A 23931-nucleotide genomic window follows, 5' to 3' on the forward strand; every position below is an offset into this window, starting at 1 on the left:
TTGCGATATTCCCGATGAGCCAAGCTGGTTATCATCGGTTTTGCCGATAGAAGAGGACGCGTGTGAACATCTCCCTGGATCGCTTGGAAGCGTTCGTCACTGTCTGCGAGGCGGGGTCGTTTTCTGCGGCTGCACGCAGGCTCAACAGGTCCCAGTCCTCCCTATCGGGAGCCATCGCCCAACTGGAAATTGAGATCGGAGTGGATCTCTTTGATCGAACCACCCGTATCCCAACCATCACCGAAGCAGGGCAGCGCTTGGTATTGGATGCCCGCACGGTGATTGAACGAGCCCGGGCATTTGAACTTCAGGCGGATGCCTTCGCCACCGGGACTGCCCACACGATGACCATCAGCGTCAACATTCCGCTCAGGATGATTTCGGAACCGCTGAAGGAGTTCGGGGCACGGTTCCCCCACGTCAACCTCGTGGTGCAGAATCCCGCCGACCAGCGTCCGATCAGCGACTATGTTCTCTCCGGGTCCACGGCCATGGGCGTGTGCTTTACCCTGCCCAACTACCCACGATCGCTCGACTTCCGACGCTTGGGCAACCTGATCCTGGTCCATGTGGCCCACAAGGACCACCCGTTGGCACGACGCGAACTGGTCAAATTCGAGGACCTCAGGGAGCACCGGCGCTTGGTCTACGCCGATCAGGCCAATGTCCACCCAACCGGTGAGTACCTGCGAAATGCCCAGGTTTGGCAGATCTTTGACTACGGCCCGCTGGTGGAACTCACACGGGCTGGCCTGGGATGGGGGACCGTTCCGCGGCAGTTCATTCTACAAGAGCTGGCCAGCGGGGAACTGGTGGAGCTCCGGCTTGAGGCCTACCAGCACACTGACTGGCTGGTAGGTGTGGACCTGCTCTACTCCCTGGAGCGGAGGCCGACGGAACCGGAGCTGTGGTTACGCAACCGTTTGGCCTCTCACGTTGTGTCGGAGAGGCCGACCTCAAGCGTCTGACACGTCGCCCCGGCGAGGCGCGGGCGCCGGGGAGGTGGCAAAAAGAAGGCTGGTGCAGCCTAGGGAACGAATCCCACGGCGGCTGCACCAGCTGCTAGTACGACTTTCTGCTATGAGTTGTGACACCTATTCATTGGCCGCTCCTAGTTCCCGGCTTCGATTGTTTCCGGGCCTTTCAAAGTCTGTGCAGGGCGGGGAGGAGCTGAGGTTGGTGATTGAGGGCTCCGTCCCAGGGAGAACACCTCCCATTTTACGGCGGCCCTTGGGAAAAAGCGCTGGAATTCGCGGTATTTCAGGGGAGCCTGCCGGGGGAGCGCGGCGTACCGTGGCACGATAGATCACGATGAAACTGCGCGCTGATCAGACCGGAAACCGTGGCCTCCCGATGCCCCTTTGGCTACAGGGTGGTTTGGAAGCGGCTCAGGCAGCGTTTATTTCCGCCATTGTGGTGATCCTTCCGTTGGTGGGGGTGTGGGCCACCGACGGGTTCCAGGACCGGAACGTGGACTCCTTGGCGCGATTGGCGGGCCAGGCCTGGCTGCTGATCCATGGTGTTCCGTTGGAGCTGGCGCACGTGAACATCGGTACCGCGGCCCAACCGGGTTCGGGGCTACTGTCGCTTATTCCCCTTGGCCTGACACTCATTCCGTTCCTGCTCGCATGGCGGGCAGGCCGTCGACTTGCACGGGCGTCGTACACCGATCAGCTGTGGCAGGCGTTCCTTGGCGCGTTCGTGGTGTACGCGGCGTTCGGGACGGCCACAGGATTCGTGTGCCGAACACCGGAAGTCATCATCAATCTTTGGTTCGCCATGACCATTCCGCTGATCTCCTTCGGCCTCGGCATGATCGTGGGCGCCCGGCGTGAGGCAGGCTCGTGGAGCCGGCTGATCGGCGTCGACGCGGTGGCCTGGCTCGCCAAGACCAGCCAGCATTCCCGCTGGGCCGGCTCCTATGTAGGCTCGGCGTTGAAGGCAGGATTTGTAGCTGCCATGGCCGCTGTTTGCCTGGCCGCACTGCTCCTGGCCGTGACTATCGTGTGGCATTGGACGGACATAATCGCCGTCTATGAGGGACTGAAAGCTGGTGCCTTGGGAGGTGCCGTGCTCACCATCGCGCAGCTAGGGTTCCTTCCGAACCTCGTCATTTTCGCGTTGTCCTGGTCCACCGGCGCAGGCTTCTCGCTCGGCGTCGGCTCAACAGCGGGTCCGCTGGGCACCGCCGTCGGGCCTCTTCCGGCCGTCCCGGTTCTTGGTGCCCTTCCTGCCGGGCAGTTCGACGCCGGGGCCATGGCCCTCGCGCTGCCGGTGGTCGCCGGGATTCTGGCGGGTTGGTGGTTCCTGCGCGAAGGCGAGAACCACTTTGACGAGTGGCTGTCCATCAAGATCAAAGCCCGATGGTTCACTGCCACCGTTTCCACCTTGTTCCTGGGCGCGTTTATTGGCGCCGTCGCGGGGCTCCTGGGTGGGGCGTTGGCGTGGATCGCGCGCGGTTCAGCAGGCGTTGGACGGCTCACGGAAATCGGCCCCCACCCGTTGTGGATGGCAGTCTGGCTGGCCGCCGAAGTGGGCATCGGCGTCGTGATTGGCTACGCCGTGGGACCGTGGCTGGAACGCCGCCAGAAGCTGCGCGAGGCGAACCTGGACGAAGCAGCGTACGACGACGAACACGCCTGAGCGGGTTCGCTCAGTAGCGCTGGGGTTCCCCGGAAAAGCTACCGCGGGTGGTTTACCGCAACGGCCCCGGCATCGAGTTCTCGAGCTGGGTGAGGCACTGTGTCTTGGCGGATTCCGTGAGCGCCCCGCGTGAGCAGTCCTGGTACGTGCTGACTTGGTTGAAGAAAAGCGCGGATGTCAGGATCAAGAGGCACATGACGGCCGTGACGACCAGGCCGGAAATTGTCCCGAACAGCATCAGTTTCGGATGCTTGTGCTTCAGCGTCCGTACCAACACGACGATGCCCAACACCAACGCTGCGAGCGTCAGGATGGCGCTCAACCACACGTAGTCCACGTTCAGGGAGAACACGAAGAACGCACCCAAAGCCGCCAAGAGGAATGCGCGGAAGAGGTTCTGGCTCACGCCGAGGGTGGCTTTCTCGGCCTCGGAGCGGGGTTGTTGGTTCGGCTTGGAACCGACGTCGGGATTCATGTTTTCCAGCCTACGCGAGCCGCCCATAAGCTAGTGCAATGCGCATTGTTGTCCTCGTCTCCGGAACCGGTTCAAATCTTCAGGCAGTCATCGACGCCGTGAAGTCGGGTGAACTGGATGTCGAGATCGCCGCTGTGGGCGCCGACCGGCCCGATACCTACGGTGTGGAGCGCTCTGACGAGGCCGGTATTGAGACGTTCGTGGTGAACTTCAACTCGTTCGAAACCCGCACCGAGTGGGATACCGCCCTGCGGGACAAAGTCCTGTCTTACCAGCCGGATGTGGTGGTTTCCTCCGGTTTCATGAGGATCGTCAGCTCCGACTTCATTGATGCCTTCGGCGGCAAGTACGTCAACACCCACCCCGCGCTGCTCCCATCCTTCCCCGGCGCCCACGGTGTGCGCGACGCAATCGCGTACGGCGTGAAGGTCACCGGCTGCACCGTTCACTGGGCCGACGCCGGCGTGGACACGGGCCCGATCATTGCCCAGGAAGCCGTGAGTATTCTTCCCGAGGACTCCGAAGAATCCCTGCACGAGCGCATCAAGGTAGTGGAGCGCCGCCTGCTGGTCCAGACCCTCGCAGACCTCGCCGCCGCCCCCTCACCCAAGTAGCCCGTACCCAACTGAGCAACAGCAAACGTCCCAATGAGGCCTGAGTAGAACGTTTGCTGTTACTCAGTTGGGCGCGAGGGGCGTATGGCTGTGGATAACGCTGCACGCTCCCGGTACATTTGCCAGCATAGGCTGATGAAGATCCCGCAGCCGCTGCCGGCAGACCTCACATCGAGACCCTTTACCAGGCAGGAAGCGCTCGACGCCGGAGTGACAGTTGGGCGCCTGCGTTACCGGGATCTGGACTCACCAAGCCGCCAGATATTCTTACCCGGCTCCCCTGATGAGCTGCCGTTGACTGATCGGGCCAGACCCCTAACGTTGGTCACGCCGTTCTCCGCGGCTTCCCATGCAACCGCCTTCCTTCTTTGGGGGTTTCCCGGGTTCCTCCCACGCAGCAATGAGCCTGGGATTCACATTTCGCGGCCCTACACGGTAGGCATCCCGCGCCGGCGGGGCGTCATCGGGCATCGGGGTCAGTTCTTTGAGGACGAAATCACCACGCTCAATGGCCTGATTATCACCAGCCGGGCAAGGACGTGGCTGGACTGTGCCCGGAAGATGGACATCGACGAGATCACCGTCGTGGCTGACCATTTGCTGCGTATACCCAGGCCGGAATTCGAGGGACGCAGCTCGCCGTACTGCACGATGGATGAGCTCGAAGAAATGCTGGACCGACACTGGGGGACACCGGGTATTCGCAAGGCCCGTCTCGCGTTGGAGCAAGCTTGCGTGGGTGCTGATTCCGCCCCCGAGACCAGGCTCAGGCTGGCGCTCAAGTGGGCTGGCCTGCCCACAGCGGAAGTCAACGTACGCACGGAACTGAGTCCCGGCGTCGTGCGTCAACCGGACCTGGCCTATCGCGAGCAGCGCGTTGCCGTTGAATATGAAGGTGAGGCGCATTCGGATCCGGAGCAGATCGTGAGGGACATCGCCCGCGAGGAGGATTTCAGTCGTGCCGGATGGATTCTTGTGAGGATCTCCAAGCGCCACATGTCCACCGGCGCGACGACCGCGGTGGCCAAAGTCCGCAGGGCGCTCGAACAACGTGGCTGGTCACCCAACTGAGTAACAGCAAACGACCCAATGAGGCCTGAGTAGAACGTTTGCTGTTACTCAGTTGGGTAAGGGCAAGGGGCGGTTAGGAGAGGACGCGCTGCTTCGTTTCCGGGGCGAAGAACGCCATCCACAGCACGGACAGCAGCACCAGCCCGCCAGCCATCGCGAACGACTGTGCCAACCCGAACTCAGGCCAGAAGAACGAGGCAAACACCAAGGGGCCGAAGCCTGCGCCGAGGCGGGAGAACGTGGAAGCCCAGCCGAAACCGGAGCCGCGAAGTTCGGTCGGGTACAGCTCGGAGACGTAGGCATAGAGAACCGGGATGGCCACCTGGACCACGAACCCGAACACCAGCAGCCAGAACACGGCAGCCGAGGGCACGTCCACCACAAAGGCCACGATCACCAGCGTCAGAGCAGAGAGCGGACCGGTGATGGCGAGGATCCACTTGCGGCCCACACGCTCCACCAGCAGCGCTGCCACCACCACGCCCAAAAGTCCGACGGCGGCCATACTCGCCGTCGTGACGAACGCCTTGTACTCCTCGAATCCGGCACCGATGAGAATGCGCGGCATCCACGTCAGCGACAAGTAATAGACCAGGAGCACAGAGAAGAACAAAGCCCAGGCCGCGGTGGTGATTTTCCAGTTGAACTGCCAGATTCCCCGCAATTGGGCCCAAGCGCTGCCGGGGGAGAGCCGGGGCGCTGCCTGCGGTTCGGGCAAGCTGTACGCGCGCGGCGAAGCGCCGGTTGCCTCGACCAAACCATCAATCACCGCGGCGGCCTCAGCGCGGCGGCCCGCCCGAATGAGGAACAGCGGGGACTCCGGGACCGAGCGCCGTACCCAGAAGACCAACAACGCGGGCAGCACCATGATCAGCATGGTGAGCCGCCAGTCGCCAAAGGCCGCAACCAGCCCGGCGGAAATGAAACCGCACAGCGCAGCGCCAATGGGCCACCATCCGTCCATGGCCGTGAGCACTTTGCCGCGTTGCTTCCGAGGCGTGAACTCACCCACCAGCGCGTAATCCACGGGGATGCAGCCGCCCAGGCCGAAGCCGGCCATGAAACGGAAGATGCAGAACCACACGATGTCCGGGGCGAAGGCACCCAGAACCGTGAAGATGCTGAAAATGAGGAGGGTGGCTGTGAAGGCTTTCTTGCGGCCGATGGTGTCCGCAATGGTTCCCCATGCGAACGCACCCACAGCCATGCCGATCAGGTTGGCCGTCCCGATCCATGCAGCGTCAGCGGGCTGCAGGGACCAGTGCTTGGACAGCAACGGAATCAGGATGCCATTGAGCGTGACATCCCAGGCGTCGAACATGAACCCGAGCCCGCCGATCAGGAAAATCCGTCCTTGGACCTTCCACCGCCATGGCAGTTCCTGCACAACTTGTTCGCCGCTGGGCACGGCTGTGTATGTATTCATTTGCCCTCCTGCATGCAACTTTATGCGCTGGGCACGGCACCGCCGTCCGGGTTACTTCTGGTTCTGGATGGCCCTGCGCAGGAAACCGCCGGCTTCCTCCAAGGCTCCCTTGGCCTGACCAGCCTCGATGCCTGTCAGGAGCACCAAAATTGCTGCCTTCACCGATCCGCCAACGGAGTCCAAAGCAGTGGCAGCTTCCTGGGCGGACACGCCGGTTGCGTGCTGAACCGTCCGTTGCGAGCGGGCCAGCAGTTTCTCGTTCGTGGCTCGCAGGTCCACCATGAGGTTCCCGTAGGTCTTGCCAAGCTTCACCATCACCAGCGTGCTGATCATGTTGAGGACGAGTTTCTGGGCCGTGCCGGAGTTCAGCCTGGTGGAGCCCGCGATGAACTCCGGACCCACCACAACCTCAATTGCGGCGTCCGCCACGTGACTCACGGCCGAGCCCTTATTGCACGCCAGCGACGCCGTAAACGCACCGCGCTTCCGGGCTTCTTCCAACGCGCCGATCACGTATGGCGTCCGGCCCGAGGCCGTAATACCGACGACGGCGTCCGCTTCAGTCACGTTGATGTCGTGCAGGTCCCGGGCGCCGGCGGTTGCGTTGTCTTCTGCATACTCCACCGGTTTTTGGATCGCCTGCACACCGCCCGCGATGAGTCCGACGACGAGTCCCGGCGGGGTGCCGAACGTCGGCGGGCACTCGCTCGCATCCAGCACACCGAGTCGCCCGGCCGTGCCGGCTCCCACGTACAAGAGGCGGCCACCGCGCTGGAGCCGCTCCGCAACGGCGTCGACCGTCTGAACAATCGCTGGACCCGCAGCCTCAACGGCTGCGTGTACCCCTGAACTGTGGGCGAGCATCGCGGAAACGAGCTCTTCAGTCCCCAGGATGTCCAGGTTTTCCAAGCCCTCGGCTGTGGCCTCGGTCTGCAATCCGGCGAGTTCCGTGCGCAGGCCCGCGAGATTGTCGGCGTTAGTCGGGCCAGTTTGTTCCGTCACGGTGGATGTACCTTTCCTGGAGGAGCCCGCGGCGCGTCGCAGCGAGGGCAGCACCGTCCAAGCCATCGCCCAGCGGGGCCACCACCTCAATCCCAGCCGAAGCGAGTGACTTCCGCAAGAGCGCGGCGAAGAAGTCCGATCCCACCACTCCACCCAGCATCGCCACACGGGGTGCGCCGCCCTCGTCGCCGTCGGACGCGAGCTTCACGGTCTGGGTCAGGATGCGGCACGCCTCGCCAATGATGTGGCGCGCGACGGCGTCTCCCGCCTCCGCTGCGTGCAGAACCAGCGGTGCGAATCGGGCCATGGCCCTGTAGGGGTTCTCTGTTTCGGCAAGCCAACCCGGCAGCATCTCGGGTGACTCGACCAGAGCGCCGGCCGCAGCGGACAACGACGTGGCCGGGCCGCCGTCGTGCGCTTCAAGAACTGCCTGAAGACCCTGCTGACCAATCCATCGTCCGCTGCCGCGATCGCCAAGGTAAGGACCCCAGCCGTCGGCCCGGTGCAGGATGCCGGCGTCGTCGAAGCGGAAGGCCACGGCGCCTGTGCCCACAATCAGCGTGGTGCCGGGGGCGCCTTGAAGTGCGCCAAGCTGGGCGGCGGTGGCGTCGGAGAGGACGGCCGCAGGGACACTGAACCGTTGGGACAACATAGTGGCAAGTTCCTGCGACTTCTCGGCGGAGGCTTCAACCCCGGCAACCGCGGCGCCGATACCCGTCAACGTGCTGACGGGGAGACCGGGCGGCAACTGGCTGACCGTTTCGAGCAGGAGTTCGAACGCGAGGGTAGGTCCGTTGTCCACGTGTACCCCGGGGAAGCCGTGTTGGTCGGCGGCGCCCAGCACCTCATTACCGCTGCGCAACTCCACGCGGCAGCGGCTCTTCCCAACATCGGCAACAAGAACAACCTCGGTGGCTTCCATGGCTCAACCCTATGTTGCACGACGCAAAACCGGGGCGGCAACGAAACACGATAAACTCTCCGTATCCCCACCACCCGCGAAACCACCCGCGATATCTACGCGAACTAAGACGGAGACTTTTGTGAGCTTGACGCAGCTTGACCGTGTTCCCATCCGCCGTGCACTGATCTCGGTTTACGACAAGACGGGACTGGAGGAGCTCGCGAGGGGCCTGCATGCAGCCGGCGTCGCCCTTGTTTCCACCGGCTCCACCGCCAAGAAGATCGCCGCCGCTGGCATCCCGGTCAAGGAAGTCGAAGAAGTCACCGGCTCCCCGGAAATGCTGGACGGCCGCGTCAAGACCTTGCACCCGCGCGTGCACGGCGGCATCCTGGCTGACCGTCGAGTCCCGGCCCACATGGACACCCTCGCGGGCATGGAGATCGAAACCTTCGACCTCGTTGTGGTGAATCTGTACCCGTTCGTCGAGACCGTGAAGTCCGGCGCAGCGCAGGATGACGTGGTGGAGCAGATCGACATCGGAGGCCCCGCCATGGTGCGTTCGGCCGCGAAGAACCACGCTGCCGTCGCCATCGTCACGGACCCGACCTTCTACGGTGCAGTTGTCGACGCCGCTGCACACGGCGGTTTCGACCTCAACACCCGTCGTCGCCTGGCCGCCAAGGCCTTCGCGCACACGGCCAGCTACGACAACGCTGTGGCTTCCTGGACCGCCAGCCAGTTCTTGGACGAAGACGGCGACGGCATCATCGACTGGCCCGCTTACGCAGGTCTGTCCCTTGAACGCTCCGAGGTTCTCCGCTACGGCGAAAACCCGCACCAGCAGGCCGCCCTCTACGTGGACAAGGCTGCTCCGGCGGGCATCGCCCAGGCCGACCAGCTGCACGGTAAGGCCATGAGCTACAACAACTTCGTCGACGCCGACGCCGCCCTCCGCGCTGCTTTCGACTTCGCCGAGCCCGCCGTCGCAATCATCAAGCACGCCAACCCGTGCGGTGTGGCTGTTGGTTCCGCCAACGCTGCCGACCCGATTGCTGACGCTCACGCCAAGGCCCACGCCTGCGACCCCGTCTCCGCTTTCGGCGGCGTGATCGCTGCGAACCGCACCGTCACCGCAGGCATGGCCCGCACGGTTGCCGACATCTTCACCGAGGTTGTCATCGCCCCGGACTTCGAGCCCGAAGCTGTGGAGATCCTCTCCAAGAAGAAGAACATCCGCCTCCTCGCACTGCCCGAGGGCTACGGCCGCTACCCCTCCGAGATGCGCCAGGTCTCCGGCGGCGTCCTGGTCCAGATGAGCGACAAGGTGGATGCCGACGGCGACAACCCCGCCAACTGGACCCTCGCAGCCGGCGAAGCCGCTGACGAAGCAACCCTCGCGGACCTCGCCTTCGCCTGGACCGCTTGCCGCGCCGCCAAGTCCAACGCCATCCTCATCGCCAACCACGGTGCCGCCGTGGGTATCGGCATGGGCCAGGTCAACCGCCTGGACTCCTGCCGCCTGGCCGTCGAGCGCGCCAACACGCTCGGAGTGAAGGTGGAGTCCGACGTCGAAGGTGCGGGCGGTGCGTCCAACACCAGCGGTGGCGACGCACCTGAGCGTGCACGCGGTGCGGTTGCCTCCTCGGACGCGTTCTTCCCGTTCGCTGATGGCCTGCAGATCCTGATCGACGCCGGTGTCCGCGCAGTGGTCCAGCCGGGCGGTTCCGTCCGGGACGAGGAAGTCATCGCAGCAGCAAACGCTGCAGGCATCACGATGTACTTCACGGGCGCACGCCACTTCTTCCACTAGAAGTTTCAGCAGCACAACGCAACGGCGGCCGCCCCCGGAAGGGGACGGCCGCCGTCGTGCTTAACACGTATTTAACAGGGACGTGCCTGCAAAAAGGTGTCCGCTACGAAGCCGCCGCAGCAGTGTTGTAGGTGGACTGGATGACGGTGCCCCAGTACGGGCCGTACATGGTGGTGGAGTTGCTGCCGTATCCGTAGCTGTTCACGGAGTTCTGGTAGCCGGTGGAGCTGGTGCCGATGAACCACGGACCGCCCGAGGACCCACCGGTCATGTTGCAGGGGATGCCCTGGCTGTTGAACTGCGGGTTGTAGGGATCGTTGGTGGCCTTACCGGAGCAGCTCTTGAGCGATTCACCGTTGAAGGGCGAGCCTGCCGGGTAGCCAAAGGCCTTGTAGCTCAGGCCGCGGGCGGCGTTGAACTGGACGCCTGAGGAACCTACGACGTCGGCGAGCTTCTGGCCGTTGAGGGTGTTCATGACGGCGAAGGCGGTGTCGTACTGCATGTTGCCGTTGGAGGCCCACTGGGTGGGGGCGTACAGCGCCTTTGCCGTCCACTTCCCGTAGGGTGCTGCGCCGTTGAGGTATGCCGGAACGAAAGTGAAGTTGGTGGCGTAGGCGCCCGGGCCTTCGTTGAGGCAGTGTCCGGCGGTGGAGACTGTGCTCTTGTTGGCTGCGGTGACGGAGTTGCCGGAGCAGACGTAGTTGGAGCCGCCCAGGGTGAAGAAGATTTTGCCGATGTGCTTGACCGGCGTTTCGCTCTGGTTCACTTTGCGGTCGATGGTCTTGGAATCGGGTGCTGCCTGCTGGCCTGCGATGCTGCTGATGGCGCCCGGGGCTTCAGTGACCGGGGCTTTGCCGAGGTTGAGGAGCTTGCCGCGTTCGAGGGCTTTCGCGGCCAGGACTTCGCCGGACGTGGCATTCTTCATGCGTTCCGGGGTCCAATAATCTGCAGCGCCGGCGTCCGACACTACATGGCTGCTGACCGCAGCGCCGCTGGAGTCTGTGGTGTTGACCGGTGCCGCGTTGGCGCTGGTGGTTCCAACCAACGCCAGGATTGCGGCAGCGGACAGACTCAGCAGGCTTGTGGCCAGGGTCTTGGTTTTTGTCACGTTGTTCCTACCTATCGAGGGAGTGAGGCGGCCAGTGATGGCGACCGCCGACTGACGGAATTGAAGGTATCGAACGTATGACAAGTTTGTAAAGAGATGTTTCATAGTTTGTGATAATTTGATGTCACTTTCTCGTCAAGTGGCGAGGTTCGTTTGGCGTGCGCGTCCGCGGGCGTGAACGAGTACCGACGGTCAGCGGCAGCCGGCATCCGGTTCTCGCTGTTAGTGGTCTTTGACCGTGACTCTGTCCGGCAGGGGCTTGGGTGTGACGCCGGGCCAAGGTCCGTCCTTTGTGAGCACGGAAAGATTGCGGGCGCCCTCGGGGTCGTCCGCGCTGAGCGGGATGATGATGGTGTTGTGCTGCGAGGGGACCGAGGGCTGGCCGCCCATCCAGGCCGACCCCACACCCGCCGTGGAGAGGTCGAAGAGCGGCTCCCCGTCAGCGGTGCGGGCACTGATCTGGATCTGTGTGTTTGGCATATACCCCTCGCCCACGGACCACACATTCCGGACGACGTAGTCCACCAGCACGTCGCCATGGAGGACGGTGTATCCGGGGTCGATGGCCAAGGCTACGGCGTATCCGGTGTTGCCCTTCACATTCGGCGGACCCCCTCCGGCGAAGTCGGTCACCGAAATCCCCGGAACGGCGTCGATCGCCTCGCGGGCCTCGGCCATGGTCTGGCCGGAGTCGGCATCGTGGGGGATAGTCTCCCGAGGTGACGGCGCGGCGACCGCGCAAGCGGTCAGTGCGAGGAGAATCCCCGCTGCCAAGGCAGCCCCGTAGGCAGATCGGTCAGTTCGGATCATGGGTTCACTCTACGCAAGGCCTCAGCAGCCCAAGCCCGACGACGGCGGGCAGCAGCGGCGGCCGGGCCGCCGTCGGGCGTTATCACCGGAGAGTGGTAACGAACACGTGATCCCGGACACGAAGAGCCGTCAAAACGGTCTACTCGGGTAAGTTAGGAGATGTTGAAATCTGCAGACTTTCAGGGAGAACCCCGCCAATGGCCAAGATTATCTATACCCACACAGACGAAGCGCCGATGCTGGCAACTTACTCATTCCTGCCGATTGTTGAAGCGTATGCCTCGACCGCAGGGGTAGAGGTGGAGACCCGCGATATTTCGCTGGCCGGCCGCATCATCGCCGTCTTCGGTGATTTCCTGACAGAAGAACAGCGCACGGGCAACGCCCTTGTTGAACTTGGTGAACTGGCAAAGCAGCCGGAAGCCAACATCATCAAGCTGCCCAACATCAGCGCCTCCGTGCCGCAGCTCAAGGCTGCCATCGCCGAGCTCCAGGCCCAGGGCTACGCCCTCCCGGACTACCCGGACAACCCCTCCTCGGACACTGAGACGGACATCCGCTCGCGCTACGACAAGATCAAGGGTTCCGCCGTGAACCCGGTGCTGCGTGAAGGCAACTCTGACCGCCGCGCACCGCTGTCGGTGAAGAACTACGCCCGCCAGAACCCGCACTCCATGGGTGCCTGGTCCGCCGAGTCCAAGACCAACGTTGCCACCATGGGCGAGAACGACTTCCGCTCCAATGAGAAGTCCGTTGTCCTCAAGGCTGACGATTCCCTGACCATCCAGTTGGTCCGCGAAGACGGCACCACCAAGGTACTCAAGAAGGACTTCCCCGTCCTGGCCGGCGAAGTTGTGGACGCCACCGTGCTCCGCGCCGACGCCCTGGATGAGTTCCTCAAGGCACAGGTTGCCCGCGCCAAGGAAGAGGGCATCCTCTTCTCCGCACACCTGAAGGCCACCATGATGAAGGTCTCGGACCCCATCATCTTCGGCCACGTGGTCAAGGCTTACTTCTCCGAGCTGTTCGAAACCTACGGCAAGCAGCTCACGGCCGCAGGCATCAGCCCGAACAACGGCCTTGCAGCGATCCTCAGCGGCCTGGAAGACCTGCCCGAAGATGTCCGCGAAGGCGTCAAGGCAGCAATCACCAAGGGCCTCGAAGACGGTCCGGCACTGGCCATGGTGGACTCGGACAAGGGCATCACCAGCCTGCACGTCCCGTCGGACATCATTGTTGACGCCTCCATGCCTGCCATGATCCGTTCCTCCGGCCACATGTGGGGCCCGGACGGCAAGGAAGCAGACACACTGGCCGTTATCCCGGACAGCTCCTACGCCGGCATCTACCAGGTTGTCCTGGACGACTGCCGCGCCAACGGTGCGTTCGACCCCACCACCATGGGCACCGTTCCCAACGTGGGCCTCATGGCACAGGCAGCCGAAGAATACGGCAGCCACGACAAAACCTTCGAGATCCAGGCAGCCGGCACCGTCCAGCTCGTGGACAGCAAGGGCAACGTCCTCACCGAGCACCAGGTCTTCCCCGGTGACATCTGGCGTGCATGCCAGACCAAGGACATCCCGGTCCGCGACTGGGTCAAGCTGGCCGTCACCCGTGCCCGCGCATCCCAGACTCCGGCTGTGTTCTGGCTGGACGAGACCCGCGCTCACGACGCCAACCTGATCGCCAAGGTCAACGAGTACCTCCAGGACCACGACACCGAGGGCCTGGAAATCAAGATCCTTTCCCCGGTTGAGGCCACGGCGTTCACCTTGGAGCGCATCCGCAAGGGTGAGGACACCATCTCCGTCACCGGTAACGTCCTCCGCGACTACCTCACGGACCTGTTCCCGATCCTCGAGCTCGGCACAAGCGCCAAGATGCTCTCCATCGTTCCGTTGATCAACGGCGGCGGCCTGTTCGAGACCGGCGCCGGTGGCTCCGCTCCCAAGCACGTCCAGCAGCTGATCAAGGAAAACCACCTCCGCTGGGACAGCCTGGGCGAGTTCCTTGCCTTGGCCGTCAGCTTCGAGCACCTTGCCACCACCACCGGCAACGCCCGCGCACAGGTCCTGGCTGACACGCTGGACCGCGCCACGGGTACGTTCCTGCTGGAAAATAAGTCCCCGCGCCGCAGCGTTGGCGAGCTGGACAACCGTGGAAGCCACTTCTACCTGGCCACCTACTGGGCCCAGGAGCTGGCCAAGCAGACCGAAGACGCCGAGTTGGCCCAGGACTTCGCAGCAATCGCTGAAGCCCTGACCTCCAACGAAGAGGCAATCGTTGGCGAGCTGGCCGCAGTCCAGGGTCCCGCCGTCGACCTCGGCGGTTACTACCGTCCGGACGCTGCCAAGGCCGCTGAGATCATGCGCCCGTCGGCTACGTTCAACAAGGTTCTCGCGGACCTGAAGAAGTAATTTCGGCATAACGAGACCGGCCCGCAGGCATTGCCTGCGGGCCGGTTGCTTTTAAGCGTTGATTCAGCGGTCCGCGCGGAACCGTTCCGGTGCCATGCCGCCGTCGACGATGTCCTTGAGCACCCGGCCGATAGCGGGCGTGAACTTGAAACCATGGCCCGAGAAGCCTGCGCCCACCACCAGCGGACCGAAGTGGTCCAGCACAAAGTCCTCGTTGGGTGTGGTGGTGTAGGTGCAGCTGATGGGAACCGCGGTGGAGGGGTCGACGCCGGGAAGCCACTCTTCGGCGTACCTCACCAACGCTTCCATCTGGTGGGGGATGGGCTCGAACGTGCGCTCGTCCGGATCCATGACCGGGCCGACCCCATGCCAACCGGCTTTCACGCCTTCGCCCGGGGTGAGCATGCCGTAAACGGGGCTGTACCAGTACTCGTAGGCTTCGTTATTCGGATCAGGGTCCGGACTGTGGTTGAAGCTTGGCCACACCAGTGTGTTGTCCTTGGGCGTGAAGTGGGCCGGTTGCTCCTGGGTTACCACCAGTGCCGGCAGATCCGTGAGCTTGCCGATGAGTTTCGGAGTCCACGCACCGGCCGTCACCACGACGCGGCTGGCCGTGTACTCGGCCTCCTCGGTCACGACCAACGCTGATTCGCCTCCGGTGACCCGGATGTCCTTGACCGGCGTCGAGTACTTGAAAACGGCACCGTGGGCTTCCGCTGATTTGCGCAGCGCTTCCAGGGCGTCAGCCGAGCGGATCCGGCCGGAGCCTGGCACGAAGAGGACGTCGGTGGCGAAGTTCATTCCCAGCCATCGGTTGGCAGCTTCGTCGGGGGAGATGAAGTAGCTCTCAATGCCACGTGCCTCGTGTGCTTCCCGGACTTCGTGCAGGCGGGGGACGTTTCCGTGGTTCACGAGACCAACCATGTCCAGGAGCGGTGCGCCGTGTTCTGCAGCCAGCTCGTCCCACAGGATCTTGGACTCGGCGAGGAGGTCCAGGTAGTCGGTCTCGGCGTAGGCGGTGTTGAAGTTGCGGGTGGCGCCGTGCGAAGCGCCGATGTGGTGGCCGGCCTCAAATTGCTCTAAGAGAACCACTGAGCGACCCGCCCGGGCCAGTTGCCAGGCGGCCGCCGATCCCATGGCTCCTCCGCCAACAACTACAACGTCAACCTGCATGCCTGCTCCATCCACCGTGGCCCTCTTGAAAAACGCGACCCCCGAAAGAGGGCCACCTCCCATTCTGCCCCCACTCACCCAACTGGGTAGCAGCAGTGCGCGTTTTGAGCGCTGAAAACGCGCACTGCTGCGACTCAGTTGGGTCAGCCGTGCAGCGTTAGGCGGCCAGGCGCCTGCGGATCCATGCGGAGAACTGGTCCACCACGATGATCAGCACCAGCACGATCAGGATGTGCGTGAGCATGGAGTCGAACTGGAACGACTTGATGGACTGGTTGATCAGCAGCCCGATGCCTCCGGCGCCCACCAGGCCAAGGCCCAGCGAGGACCGCACGTTGACGTCGAAGCGGTAGAGCAGCAGGCCCACGAACTGCGGAACCACCATGGGCAGCGTTGCGTTGGCCACCTGCTGGACCCGGTTGGCGCCCGCGGTCCGGAGTGCTTCCTGGGGCCCGGAGTCGATCTCTTCCATGGACTCCGCCCACAGCTTCCCCATGACACCGGTGTTGTGGCAGATCAGTGCGAGCACGCCCGCGAACGGACCAAGCCCGACGGCGGTGACGAAGATCAGTGCGAACACGATGTCCGGCACAGCCCGGAAGAAGGACAGGATGGCGCGAGCAGCTTGGTAAACGAGCCGGTGCGGGCTGGTGTTCTCGGCGGCAAGCGCTGCGAGGAGCAGAGCGAATGGCACAGATAACGTGGTCCCGAGCAGACCAATCCAGAGGGTAACCAGTGTGGCTTCGAGCCCGGGCCGGAGGGTCTTTTCCCAGCTAAGGTCCGGCGGGAACGCGTCGCCAATAAACGCGGCCATGCCCTTCCAACCGTCAACCAGCAGTTCCGGTTTGAAGTCCGTCCCTTCGATGGCCACGGCGTGAAGTCCGACGACGGCGGCCGCCACTGCCGCCGTCGTGATCCACCGCAGGGGCTTCTTGGGGCGGACCAGTGCCACCCGGGTTTGTGCCGAAGGGCTGCGGCGGGCGACGGCTGGAGTGAGGGTGTGGGGCGTCATGCTGCGGATTTCCTGTCTGAAACGTCCCGGTCCGGGGCGTACAACGTGTCAAGGTGATCGGCCGTGATCTCTGTGGAGGGGAGGTCGAAGGTCATGGAGCCTTGGAGGAGGCCGATGGACCTGTCCGCATACCGCAGGGCGAGATCGGGCTGGTGCAGCACCGCCGCCACAGCCAGCCCTTCGGAATGTGCGAGTTCCCGCAGCAGCGCCATGACTTGCTCCGCGGCGTGCGGGTCCAAGGCGGACACCGGCTCGTCAGCGAGGACGACGTCGGCCCGCTGGCACAGTGCCCGGGCTACGGCCACGCGCTGCTGCTGTCCGCCGGAAAGACGACCGACGCGGTCGAAGGCGCGGTCTGCGAGTCCGACGCGGTCCAGGCAGTCGAGGGCTTCCTGTTGAACGTCAGCCGGAAACAGCAGTGGGCTGAGCGAGCGAACCGTAGGGATGCGGGACAGGGCACCTGCGCACACGTTGTCCAACGCAGTGCGCCGGGGGACCAGATGGATTTTCTGGAAAATCATGGCCATGCGCTGGCGGGCTTGCTGCAGATCACGCCCTTGGAGGGTATCCAGTGCAGTTCCCTCGATGCTGATGCTGCCCGAATCCGGTGCGGTGATGCCCATGACGCAGCGCAAGGTGGTGGACTTGCCCGAGCCGTTGGCGCCGAGGAATGCCACAAGCTCACCGGCTGCAACGGAGAAGTCCACGCCCTCCAGAACCGTACGGCCGTTGAAGGACTTCCGCAGGCCTTGGACAGAGAGCAGCATTACAGGTCCTTCTCGGTGAGGCCCATGGTCTCGGCGAGCTCGAACAACGGGGTGTAGTTGTCCTTGGTGACCTCAAGGAGCGGACCCGGAGGGGTAACGTCCAGGAACTCGCCAACTTTGGCCACGTCAGCGGGATTCAGGCTGAGGAACGCGTCCTTCACGGCGGCCTTGAACGCGGGGTCGGCGTCGCCCCGGACGGTGATGGGATCGTTGGGGATGGGGTTGGACGTCCACACCTGCCGGAAGTTATCCGGCGCGAAAGTGCCTGCGGCAATGGCCGTGGCCAGCGTCTGCGAGTTGATCTGGGCCGCGTCCACTTTGCCGTTTGTCAGGGCGAGCAGCGCTTCGGGATGACCACCGGTGTAGTCCATCTTGATGTCGGCGTCGGCGATTCCGGCTTCACGAAGGCCGAAGCGGGGCAGGACGTCGCCTGAGGTGGATCCGACGCTGCCCAGGGCGAGCGACTTACCTTTCAGATCCCCGATGGCTTGGATGGGGCTGTCCTTGGGAACCCAGATCCCCGCCGTGTAGGTGCTGAGTTCCTTCTCCGCGGTGCCAAAAGATACCAGCGGTTCAGCACCCGCTTTGGCGTCAGCGAACACGTAGCCCAAGGGACCGAACTGGCCCAGGTCCAGCTTGCCGTTGCGCATGGCCAGGACCTCCGCGGCGTAGTCCTCCACCACCTGAACGCTGACCGGGCATTCGAGCTTCTTGGACAGGGCTGCGGCCAGGACGTCGTAGGCCGGCTTCAATTTGGCCGGGTCCTCGTAGGGCTCGATGCCGAACTTGATCTCGCCATTGGGGCAGGTAGCACTCGTGGCTTCGGGGGAGGACTGCGCCGATCCGCCGCAGGCAGTGAGCGCCAGAGCGGTGGCGAGGGCAAGCGCGGAACCGGTGAGGAGCGAGGTTTTCATGGGAATCCTTATGCGAAGGGGATGTGGGAGGGGAGAACGGGAAACTCAGGACAAGAAAACTCAGTGCAAGAAAACTCAGTACAAGCGCGACACGTTGCGGTGTGCCAGGCCGAAGGACAGGGTCATGCCCACGCCGGAGGTCACGGACACCACGGTGACACCGGGTTGGACGTCGCGGACCAGGATCGGTGCCACATCGGAGGAAGCGTAGATGCCTTGCCAGCGCTGGATGATTTCCAGCGGTTCGCCGATCCGGCCTTCGATTTCAGTGGTGAGGGTGGATGTCACGGTTTCGTCCAGGAAGGGGTCGGCCGTGTGGTGGTAGTGGTGCGAGTCGCCCAGGATGATGGTGCCGTCGGGGCGTTGGGTGAACATGACGTTGGCGCCGATTTCCAACAGTTCGGGTTGGTTCTCCAACACTTCGGAGTGGAGGGCCGAAGCTGCGGGCATGTCCGTGAAAGCGGGGTATCGCAGCATGGATGTCGCGGTCAGAACGGCTGGTGCGAAGTCAACACCGGAAGGTTTGGCGGCCAACGACATCTGCAGCGCACACCGCTGAATCCGGTGCTCGGCGGCGAGATCCGGGAAGAGGTAGTCCACGTCGTGTCCGACGCACACAAAGACCTGCTTCGCGTGAATTTCGCCGCGCGACGTCTGGACGGTCACACCATCCTGGGACTGGCTAAAGTTCAGCGCCGCCGTGTTCCAGTGAAGTTCGACGCCGGGTTGCTCGCTGAGCCACTCGGCCAACTTTGCCACTGTGGTGCGGGGATCCACCCGGAGGTCGTCCCGGAGGAAGGCGCCGCCAACCAAGCCGGGCCATCCGCTTTGGTGAGTGCCGTCGTCGTGCGCTTCGTCCGCAGCAGAAACAGCGGCGCCCAAGCGGTCGCGGGTTTCGTCAGGGGACAGCAGCTCAACCTGCCCGGGTTCACGGACGGCGGAGAGCTCGCGAAGGACGTTCATCTCTGCCTCGGTGCGGGCAAGAACTACAGCACCGGCTTCGGCAGCCCAAAAACCGGCACGCTCCGCGAACTCGAGCCAGTACTTGCGCGAGGTCTGCGCAAGTTCGTAGAGTTCGCCGGATTGGGCCGTGATGCAGCAGTGGCCGAAGTTGCGCACTGATGCGCCTGCGGCGTGGTGGTCGCGCTCGATGATGGTGACGGTCAGGCCGTTGGCAACAGCGTGGGCGGCGTGGGCCAAGCCCACAATTCCGGCGCCGACAATGACGACGTCGGAGGGCTGGCCGGGCCTGCTGGTGGTGGCTTCGGGGGAGGTGCTCGGGTTGTTCACACCACTGACATTGGCTGGTCAGCAGTGGAGAATCAAGCTCAAATGCCACTTGTATATACAAGTTAATCAGAATTTAACGTTTGTTCATTTGAGTTCACGATTAGTTCACCTTGAAGCCCTCAAAAGCGGTGATGTCAGCCGAATCAACTTGTATTATCAACTGGTGAGCACACAGCAGAACGCGCCCCTCCACGTCCGTCTCAGCGAGGAATTCATGCGCCGGATCACCGACGGCGACTGGCCGCCGGGTTTCCAGCTGCCCAGCGAAGCGGAGCTGTGCCGCGAGTTTGGAACATCCCGCGGACCGATCCGCCAGGCGCTCGCATTTTTGCGGTCCGAGGGTGCGGTGACCGGAGGCAGGGGGAGGCCACCCATGGTGCGCTCATCCGTTCCGTCGCAGTCGTTCTCCACGTTCAATTCGTTCACGGAATGGGCCAGCGGGATCGGCAAGAAGCCCGGTCAGAGAACCCTCGAAGTGGCACGGCGCGAAGCCAGCCCGGAAGCCGCGGAGGCTCTTGGCCTCATGCCCGGAACCACCGTGGTGGAGGTCCTGCGAGTCCGTTACCTGGATGAGGCTCCGGCCATGATCGAGCGCACCACGTTCACCCTGGACGTGGGCCGGAGACTCTTCGACTTTGATACCGATTCCGGGTCCATCTTCGCGTTCCTCAAGGAACAAGGCGTGGACCTGCACAGTGCCCGCCACACCATCGACGCCGTCGCGGCCAGTGACGAGGACGCCGAACTGTTGGAGCAACCCGAAGGCATTCCACTCCTGCGCGAACGCCGCATCACCCGTTCCGCCGATGGGCAGCCCCTCGAATACTCAGAGGATCGCTACCTGCCGGCACTCACCAACTTCACCATCGACAACACCGTGGAACGCCGGGCCGCCTTGGTCCGCATCCACACCGATCCTCAATCCACACAAGGAGTCACCCCATGATCAAGCTTGTTGCCTGCGATATGGCCGGAACCACCATCGACGAACACGGGGACGTGTACGTTGCCCTTGCCCGCTGCGTTGAAGAAACCGGTGTGAGCACCACGCCGGAGGCTGTGCAGGAATGGATGGGCGCGGACAAAGTCGAGGCCATCACGGCACTGATCCAGGCCGGCGGCGGCAGTGCCACGCCGGAAGTGGTGGCTGCCGCCTTCATCCGCTTCAAGGAACTGCTCGTGGAGTTCTACGACACCAACCCCCCGGTGGCGCTCGAAGGCGTGGAAGATGCGTTCCGTGAACTCCGCAATCAGGGCATCAAGGTGGCGCTGACCACCGGCTTCTCACGCGACGTCGCCGAGCCCCTGCTGGAGCGGCTGGGATGGGGCGTCGGCGACGATCACTTGCTGGACGCCGTCGTATGTTCCGACGAAGTAGCCGCCGGCCGCCCCGCGCCCCACATGATTCACCGGGCCATGGAACTGACCGGCGTGCAGGACGTCCGCGCCGTGATTGCTGCCGGGGATACCGTGAATGACCTCGCCGCAGCCAACAACGCAGGCGTCACCGCCGTGGGCGTCCTCACCGGCAAGCTGGGCCGCGAAGACCTCGCAGTGCACCCGCACCACCACATCCTGGACGGCGTGAAGGACATTCCGGCGCTGCTTTCGTAGCGTCCGGCGATTGGCTGGATGTTCGTTTGCTTGGGCGCTCGGCGCCGTCCGTTTGGTTGGGGACGTCTGGCATGGAAGATTGGGACCCGTGAAATTCCTTCACCCGTCACCCAAGTCCTCCTCCCGCGGCGTCACCATCCTGAGGGTGGTTTTCGGCGCGCTCCTCATGGTCCATGGCTTCCAAAAGTTCATGGCCGGGCATGCTGCGTTCGCCGCGTCTGTTGCCGCCATGGGCGTGCAGAAGCCGGAGATCGTGGCGTGGCTGGTGATCGCCGGTGAATTGGGCCTTGGCCTGCTCCTGGTGCTCGGCGCCCTGACCCGGGTTGCCGGCTTCCTGGCGGCGATCATGTTCGCAGGAATCTGGTTCGTGACCGAAGCGGGCAAGCCCTTGCTCACGGACAAGTCCGGCGTCACCGCCGAACTCCTGATCATTTACGTGGCTATCTCCATCGCGTTCGTGTTCCTCGGACCCGGCGCGCTGTCCGTGGACCGCAAACTGGCTCGGCAGCCAGCCCGCCAAGGGCGTTAATACGAGTGAGTTAACTCACGACGGCGGTGCGCACCCAGGGAGCCAACCCACTGAGCCCTACTCACCGAGCGTCGTTGGGGTACCGGATACCCAGCTGAGACCGCACACCGTCAAAAAGGCGCATGACGTTGACCGAGTCCTCCAGCGGCATGACCGGGCTTTCGCTCAGGCCTTGCTGGATGCAACGGGTGACTTCTCGGAGTTCGTAGGTGTAGCCGATGCCCACCACATCAAACTGTTCGCGCCGCGGCTCGTCCCAACCAATCCTGATGAGCAGCTCGCGGGGGTTGTTTACGGAGCCAACGGTCTGCAGGAACCCGAGCCCGCCGGCCACAGTGGCAGTCCGCGGTCCATGTGCCATCAACGAGGACGTCAGCTGTGCCTGCGCACCCGTGTCATAGCCGAGGGTCAGTGCGTTCTGGCTGTCCACGCCGTCGTCGTTGAGCGTGCCGATCGCGGTGACCGACTGCGGGAAGCCCAGCGTTCCCAGTGCCCACAGCAGCGGGTAGACGGTGATGTCCAGGAGCGCTCCGCCGCCATCGTTGAGAGCCCAGATTCGTGCGGCGGGATCGTAGGGTGCCGGGAATCCGAGGTCGGCACTGACCCACTGGATCTGTCCAAGCTCACCGGAAGCGGCTATCTCGAAGGCCCGCTGCATGCTCGGAAGGAAACGGCTCCATACGGCTTCCATGAAGAACACGTTCTGCTCCCGGGCGAGCTTCACCAACTCGGTGGCTTCGCGGGCGTTGATGGTGAGGGCTTTCTCGCACAAGACGTGCTTCCCTGCCCGCAGAGCTGCTGAAGCAATCTGGAAATGTTGGGCATGCGGCGTAGCCACGTAGACCACGTCCACGGCGGGATCCTCGAACAGGCGCTGGTAGCCGGGTACGTCGCCGTCGTCCCCGTAGCCCTTGGTGAAGCCAAGCGTGCGGGCGAACGCATCTGCGGCTGCCTGGGTGCGGGAGCTCACGGCGTATAACTCCGCATCTTCAAGCAATGCCAAGTCCTGAGACACACTGTTGGCGATGTTGCCCGTGGACACCACTCCCCACCGCAGCGGCCGCCCGGTTGCTGCCCGGGGATCCTGGTTGGTCTGGGTGGAAAGCCACGGCACGGCGATAGGGAGTGTCATGCGTTTTATCCTCTCATTTCGGGCAGGCGTTGGCGGGCGTTGGCGGCGACAGAGGCTTGGGCGCACCCTTTTGCGCCGATCGCTCCCGTAATCTCTGGTGCGCCCGGCGGGTACGGGTGCGCCCGCGGGGAACAGGGGTGCGTACGGCGGGAATGGGTGCGCCCGGGGGAACGTGGGGCGCGCGCAGTGGGAATGGGTGCGCTGGCTTGAGTGGGTCAAGGCCGGGCCTGGTAAGTGGGGGCGAGTTGCTTGGTGCGCACCCTTTTTGCGCCGATCGCTCCCGTAACCTCTGGTGCGTGCGGCGGGAATGGGTGCGCTCGGGGGAACGTGGGGTGCATGGAGTGGGTATGGGGTGCGCTGGCTTGGGTGGGTCAAGGCCGGGCCTGGTAAGTGGGGGCGAGTTTGCCTGGTGTGCACCCTTTTGCGCCGACCGCTCCCGTAACCTCTGGTGCGCCTGGCGGGTACGGGTGCGCCCTTGGGGAACAAAGTGTGCGCCCGGCGGGTACGGTAGCGCTCGCGGGGAACGTGTGGTGCGGGCTTGGGCTTGGGCTGGGGCAAAGCCGGCCCTGGTTAGTGGGGGTTAGTTTGCTTGGTGCGCACCCTTTTTCGCCGCGCGCTCCCGTAACCTCTGGTGCGCCCGGCGGGTATGGGTGCGCTCGTGGGGAACGTGGGGTGCATGGAGTGGGTATGGGTGCGCCCGGCGGGTACCGGTGCGCCCGCGAGGAGCAAGGGGTGCGCCCGGCGGGAATGGGTGCGCCCGCGAGAAACGGGCTGGTAGCGTCGGCCGGGAAGAACAGTTATTGGGGGAACGTGGAAACGAAAATAAAGAAGCCTTCAGCGGGCCCGCAAATTGCGTCAATGGTGCTCGGCGTGGTGGGATCAGTGCTTTCCCTGCCGGTGGCAGCACTGCTCGGATTTGCGTTGGGGCTTTACCCAAGCCGAATGGAATGCACTACGGGCACGTACGGCTCAGGCTGCTATGAAGGCGATCTTCTCAATGCCACTATCCTTTTCGCCTTGGTTTACCTGCCATTCCTTCTGCCGACTGTCGCCATTACCCAATTGCAGCGAAGCAAAGGGCGCAGAACCACGGATTTCATACCCTTGATCGTTCTGTGCGTCGTGCCAGCGGCAGTGATTGTGCTGTGTGCCGTACTGGCCCTGATATCTCCTGGCTCGCTCTGATGACCCGACACAGTAAGCATTCTGTCAAGTCA

General features: G+C 63.7%; 22 protein-coding genes. 10 read left to right on the top strand and 12 right to left on the bottom strand.

Features of this window, described 5'->3' with window-relative positions; all coding sequences use genetic code 11:
- The first annotated feature begins 62 nt into the window (after nucleotides 1-62).
- Complete coding sequence (locus CQ020_RS17935) at nucleotides 63-968, top strand: LysR family transcriptional regulator (RefSeq protein ID WP_105693083.1); 906 nt, start codon at nucleotides 63-65, stop codon at nucleotides 966-968.
- Between the two features lie 343 nt (nucleotides 969-1311).
- Complete coding sequence (locus tag CQ020_RS17940; RefSeq protein WP_024820008.1) at nucleotides 1312-2643, top strand: DUF6350 family protein; 1332 nt, start codon at nucleotides 1312-1314, stop codon at nucleotides 2641-2643.
- Nucleotides 2644-2695: 52 nt separating this feature from the next.
- Here the strand turns inward: CQ020_RS17940 and CQ020_RS17945 are convergent, their stop codons facing one another.
- Nucleotides 2696-3145 carry a hypothetical protein gene (locus tag CQ020_RS17945; protein WP_105693084.1) on the bottom strand — a complete coding sequence of 150 codons (450 nt, stop codon included), beginning with the start codon at nucleotides 3143-3145 and terminating at the stop codon, nucleotides 2696-2698.
- Nucleotides 3146-3156: 11 nt separating this feature from the next.
- Between CQ020_RS17945 and purN the strand changes: the two genes are divergently transcribed.
- Together purN and CQ020_RS17955 are read left to right on the top strand one after the other, a co-directional pair.
- On the top strand, nucleotides 3157-3732 hold the full coding sequence (gene purN, locus CQ020_RS17950) for a phosphoribosylglycinamide formyltransferase (protein WP_105693085.1): 576 nt from the start codon (nucleotides 3157-3159) through the stop codon (nucleotides 3730-3732).
- Nucleotides 3733-3867: 135 nt separating this feature from the next.
- Nucleotides 3868-4803 (top strand): hypothetical protein, encoded by a 936-nt coding sequence (locus tag CQ020_RS17955; RefSeq protein WP_105693133.1) that lies wholly within the window; start codon nucleotides 3868-3870, stop codon nucleotides 4801-4803.
- Nucleotides 4804-4876: 73 nt separating this feature from the next.
- Here CQ020_RS17955 and CQ020_RS17960 read toward each other — a convergent pair whose 3' ends face one another.
- The 3 genes from CQ020_RS17960 to CQ020_RS17970 are packed head-to-tail and all read right to left on the bottom strand — an operon-like array spanning nucleotide 4877 to nucleotide 8153.
- Nucleotides 4877-6229: an MFS transporter gene (locus CQ020_RS17960; RefSeq protein WP_105693086.1), complete on the bottom strand. Its 1353-nt coding sequence runs from the start codon at nucleotides 6227-6229 to the stop codon at nucleotides 4877-4879.
- A gap of 51 nt (nucleotides 6230-6280) precedes the next feature.
- Entirely contained in the window at nucleotides 6281-7231 is a 951-nt protein-coding gene (gene murQ / locus CQ020_RS17965) for an N-acetylmuramic acid 6-phosphate etherase (RefSeq protein ID WP_105693087.1), read from the bottom strand.
- The gene (locus CQ020_RS17970; RefSeq protein WP_105693088.1) at nucleotides 7206-8153 is read right to left on the bottom strand and encodes an N-acetylglucosamine kinase; all 948 of its coding nucleotides are present in this window, start codon (nucleotides 8151-8153) and stop codon (nucleotides 7206-7208) included. Before CQ020_RS17970 ends, murQ begins: the two co-directional genes overlap by 26 nt.
- A 121-nt stretch (nucleotides 8154-8274) precedes the next feature.
- Between CQ020_RS17970 and purH the strand changes: the two genes are divergently transcribed.
- The gene (gene purH / locus CQ020_RS17975) at nucleotides 8275-9945 is read left to right on the top strand and encodes a bifunctional phosphoribosylaminoimidazolecarboxamide formyltransferase/IMP cyclohydrolase (RefSeq protein ID WP_105693089.1); all 1671 of its coding nucleotides are present in this window, start codon (nucleotides 8275-8277) and stop codon (nucleotides 9943-9945) included.
- A gap of 103 nt (nucleotides 9946-10048) precedes the next feature.
- On the opposite strand, the gene CQ020_RS17980 is transcribed toward purH, so the two are convergent.
- Both CQ020_RS17980 and CQ020_RS17985 read right to left on the bottom strand, forming a co-directional pair.
- Nucleotides 10049-11158, bottom strand: a complete 1110-nt coding sequence (locus tag CQ020_RS17980; RefSeq protein WP_105693090.1) for a serine protease — start codon at nucleotides 11156-11158, stop codon at nucleotides 10049-10051.
- Nucleotides 11159-11275: 117 nt separating this feature from the next.
- Entirely contained in the window at nucleotides 11276-11863 is a 588-nt protein-coding gene (locus CQ020_RS17985; RefSeq protein WP_105693091.1) for a hypothetical protein, read from the bottom strand.
- Between the two features lie 197 nt (nucleotides 11864-12060).
- Between CQ020_RS17985 and CQ020_RS17990 the strand changes: the two genes are divergently transcribed.
- A complete protein-coding gene (locus CQ020_RS17990; RefSeq protein ID WP_105693092.1) occupies nucleotides 12061-14283 on the top strand; it encodes an NADP-dependent isocitrate dehydrogenase in 2223 nt (740 codons plus the stop codon).
- A 63-nt stretch (nucleotides 14284-14346) separates the two neighbouring features.
- Here the strand turns inward: CQ020_RS17990 and CQ020_RS17995 are convergent, their stop codons facing one another.
- The 5 genes from CQ020_RS17995 to CQ020_RS18015 form a co-directional block, all read right to left on the bottom strand.
- Nucleotides 14347-15456, bottom strand: a complete 1110-nt coding sequence (locus CQ020_RS17995) for an FAD-dependent oxidoreductase (RefSeq protein WP_105693093.1) — start codon at nucleotides 15454-15456, stop codon at nucleotides 14347-14349.
- Between the two features lie 157 nt (nucleotides 15457-15613).
- A complete protein-coding gene (gene phnE / locus CQ020_RS18000; protein ID WP_105693094.1) occupies nucleotides 15614-16468 on the bottom strand; it encodes a phosphonate ABC transporter, permease protein PhnE in 855 nt (284 codons plus the stop codon).
- Complete coding sequence (locus CQ020_RS18005; RefSeq protein ID WP_105693095.1) at nucleotides 16465-17235, bottom strand: phosphonate ABC transporter ATP-binding protein; 771 nt, start codon at nucleotides 17233-17235, stop codon at nucleotides 16465-16467. Before CQ020_RS18005 ends, phnE begins: the two co-directional genes overlap by 4 nt.
- Nucleotides 17235-18149 carry a phosphate/phosphite/phosphonate ABC transporter substrate-binding protein gene (locus CQ020_RS18010; RefSeq protein ID WP_105693096.1) on the bottom strand — a complete coding sequence of 305 codons (915 nt, stop codon included), beginning with the start codon at nucleotides 18147-18149 and terminating at the stop codon, nucleotides 17235-17237. Before CQ020_RS18010 ends, CQ020_RS18005 begins: the two co-directional genes overlap by 1 nt.
- A gap of 75 nt (nucleotides 18150-18224) precedes the next feature.
- Nucleotides 18225-19439 carry a TIGR03364 family FAD-dependent oxidoreductase gene (locus tag CQ020_RS18015; RefSeq protein WP_105693097.1) on the bottom strand — a complete coding sequence of 405 codons (1215 nt, stop codon included), beginning with the start codon at nucleotides 19437-19439 and terminating at the stop codon, nucleotides 18225-18227.
- A gap of 163 nt (nucleotides 19440-19602) precedes the next feature.
- Between CQ020_RS18015 and CQ020_RS18020 the strand changes: the two genes are divergently transcribed.
- The 3 genes from CQ020_RS18020 to CQ020_RS18030 all read left to right on the top strand — a co-directional run bounded on the left by CQ020_RS18020 (nucleotide 19603) and on the right by CQ020_RS18030 (nucleotide 21582).
- A complete protein-coding gene (locus CQ020_RS18020) occupies nucleotides 19603-20385 on the top strand; it encodes a GntR family transcriptional regulator (RefSeq protein WP_105693134.1) in 783 nt (260 codons plus the stop codon).
- Nucleotides 20382-21053 carry a phosphonatase-like hydrolase gene (locus CQ020_RS18025; RefSeq protein WP_105693098.1) on the top strand — a complete coding sequence of 224 codons (672 nt, stop codon included), beginning with the start codon at nucleotides 20382-20384 and terminating at the stop codon, nucleotides 21051-21053. Before CQ020_RS18020 ends, CQ020_RS18025 begins: the two co-directional genes overlap by 4 nt.
- An 88-nt stretch (nucleotides 21054-21141) precedes the next feature.
- Complete coding sequence (locus tag CQ020_RS18030; RefSeq protein WP_105693099.1) at nucleotides 21142-21582, top strand: DoxX family protein; 441 nt, start codon at nucleotides 21142-21144, stop codon at nucleotides 21580-21582.
- Between the two features lie 61 nt (nucleotides 21583-21643).
- On the opposite strand, the gene CQ020_RS18035 is transcribed toward CQ020_RS18030, so the two are convergent.
- On the bottom strand, nucleotides 21644-22714 hold the full coding sequence (locus tag CQ020_RS18035) for a Gfo/Idh/MocA family protein (RefSeq protein ID WP_105693100.1): 1071 nt from the start codon (nucleotides 22712-22714) through the stop codon (nucleotides 21644-21646).
- Nucleotides 22715-23524: 810 nt separating this feature from the next.
- Here CQ020_RS18035 and CQ020_RS18040 point away from each other — a divergent pair.
- The gene (locus tag CQ020_RS18040; RefSeq protein ID WP_146112193.1) at nucleotides 23525-23899 is read left to right on the top strand and encodes a hypothetical protein; all 375 of its coding nucleotides are present in this window, start codon (nucleotides 23525-23527) and stop codon (nucleotides 23897-23899) included.
- The last annotated feature ends 32 nt before the right edge of the window (nucleotides 23900-23931 follow it).

Origin of the sequence: Arthrobacter sp. MYb23, from assembly GCF_002979775.1 — a bacterium.
In the GTDB taxonomy this organism is placed as follows: Bacteria; Actinomycetota; Actinomycetes; order Actinomycetales; family Micrococcaceae; genus Arthrobacter.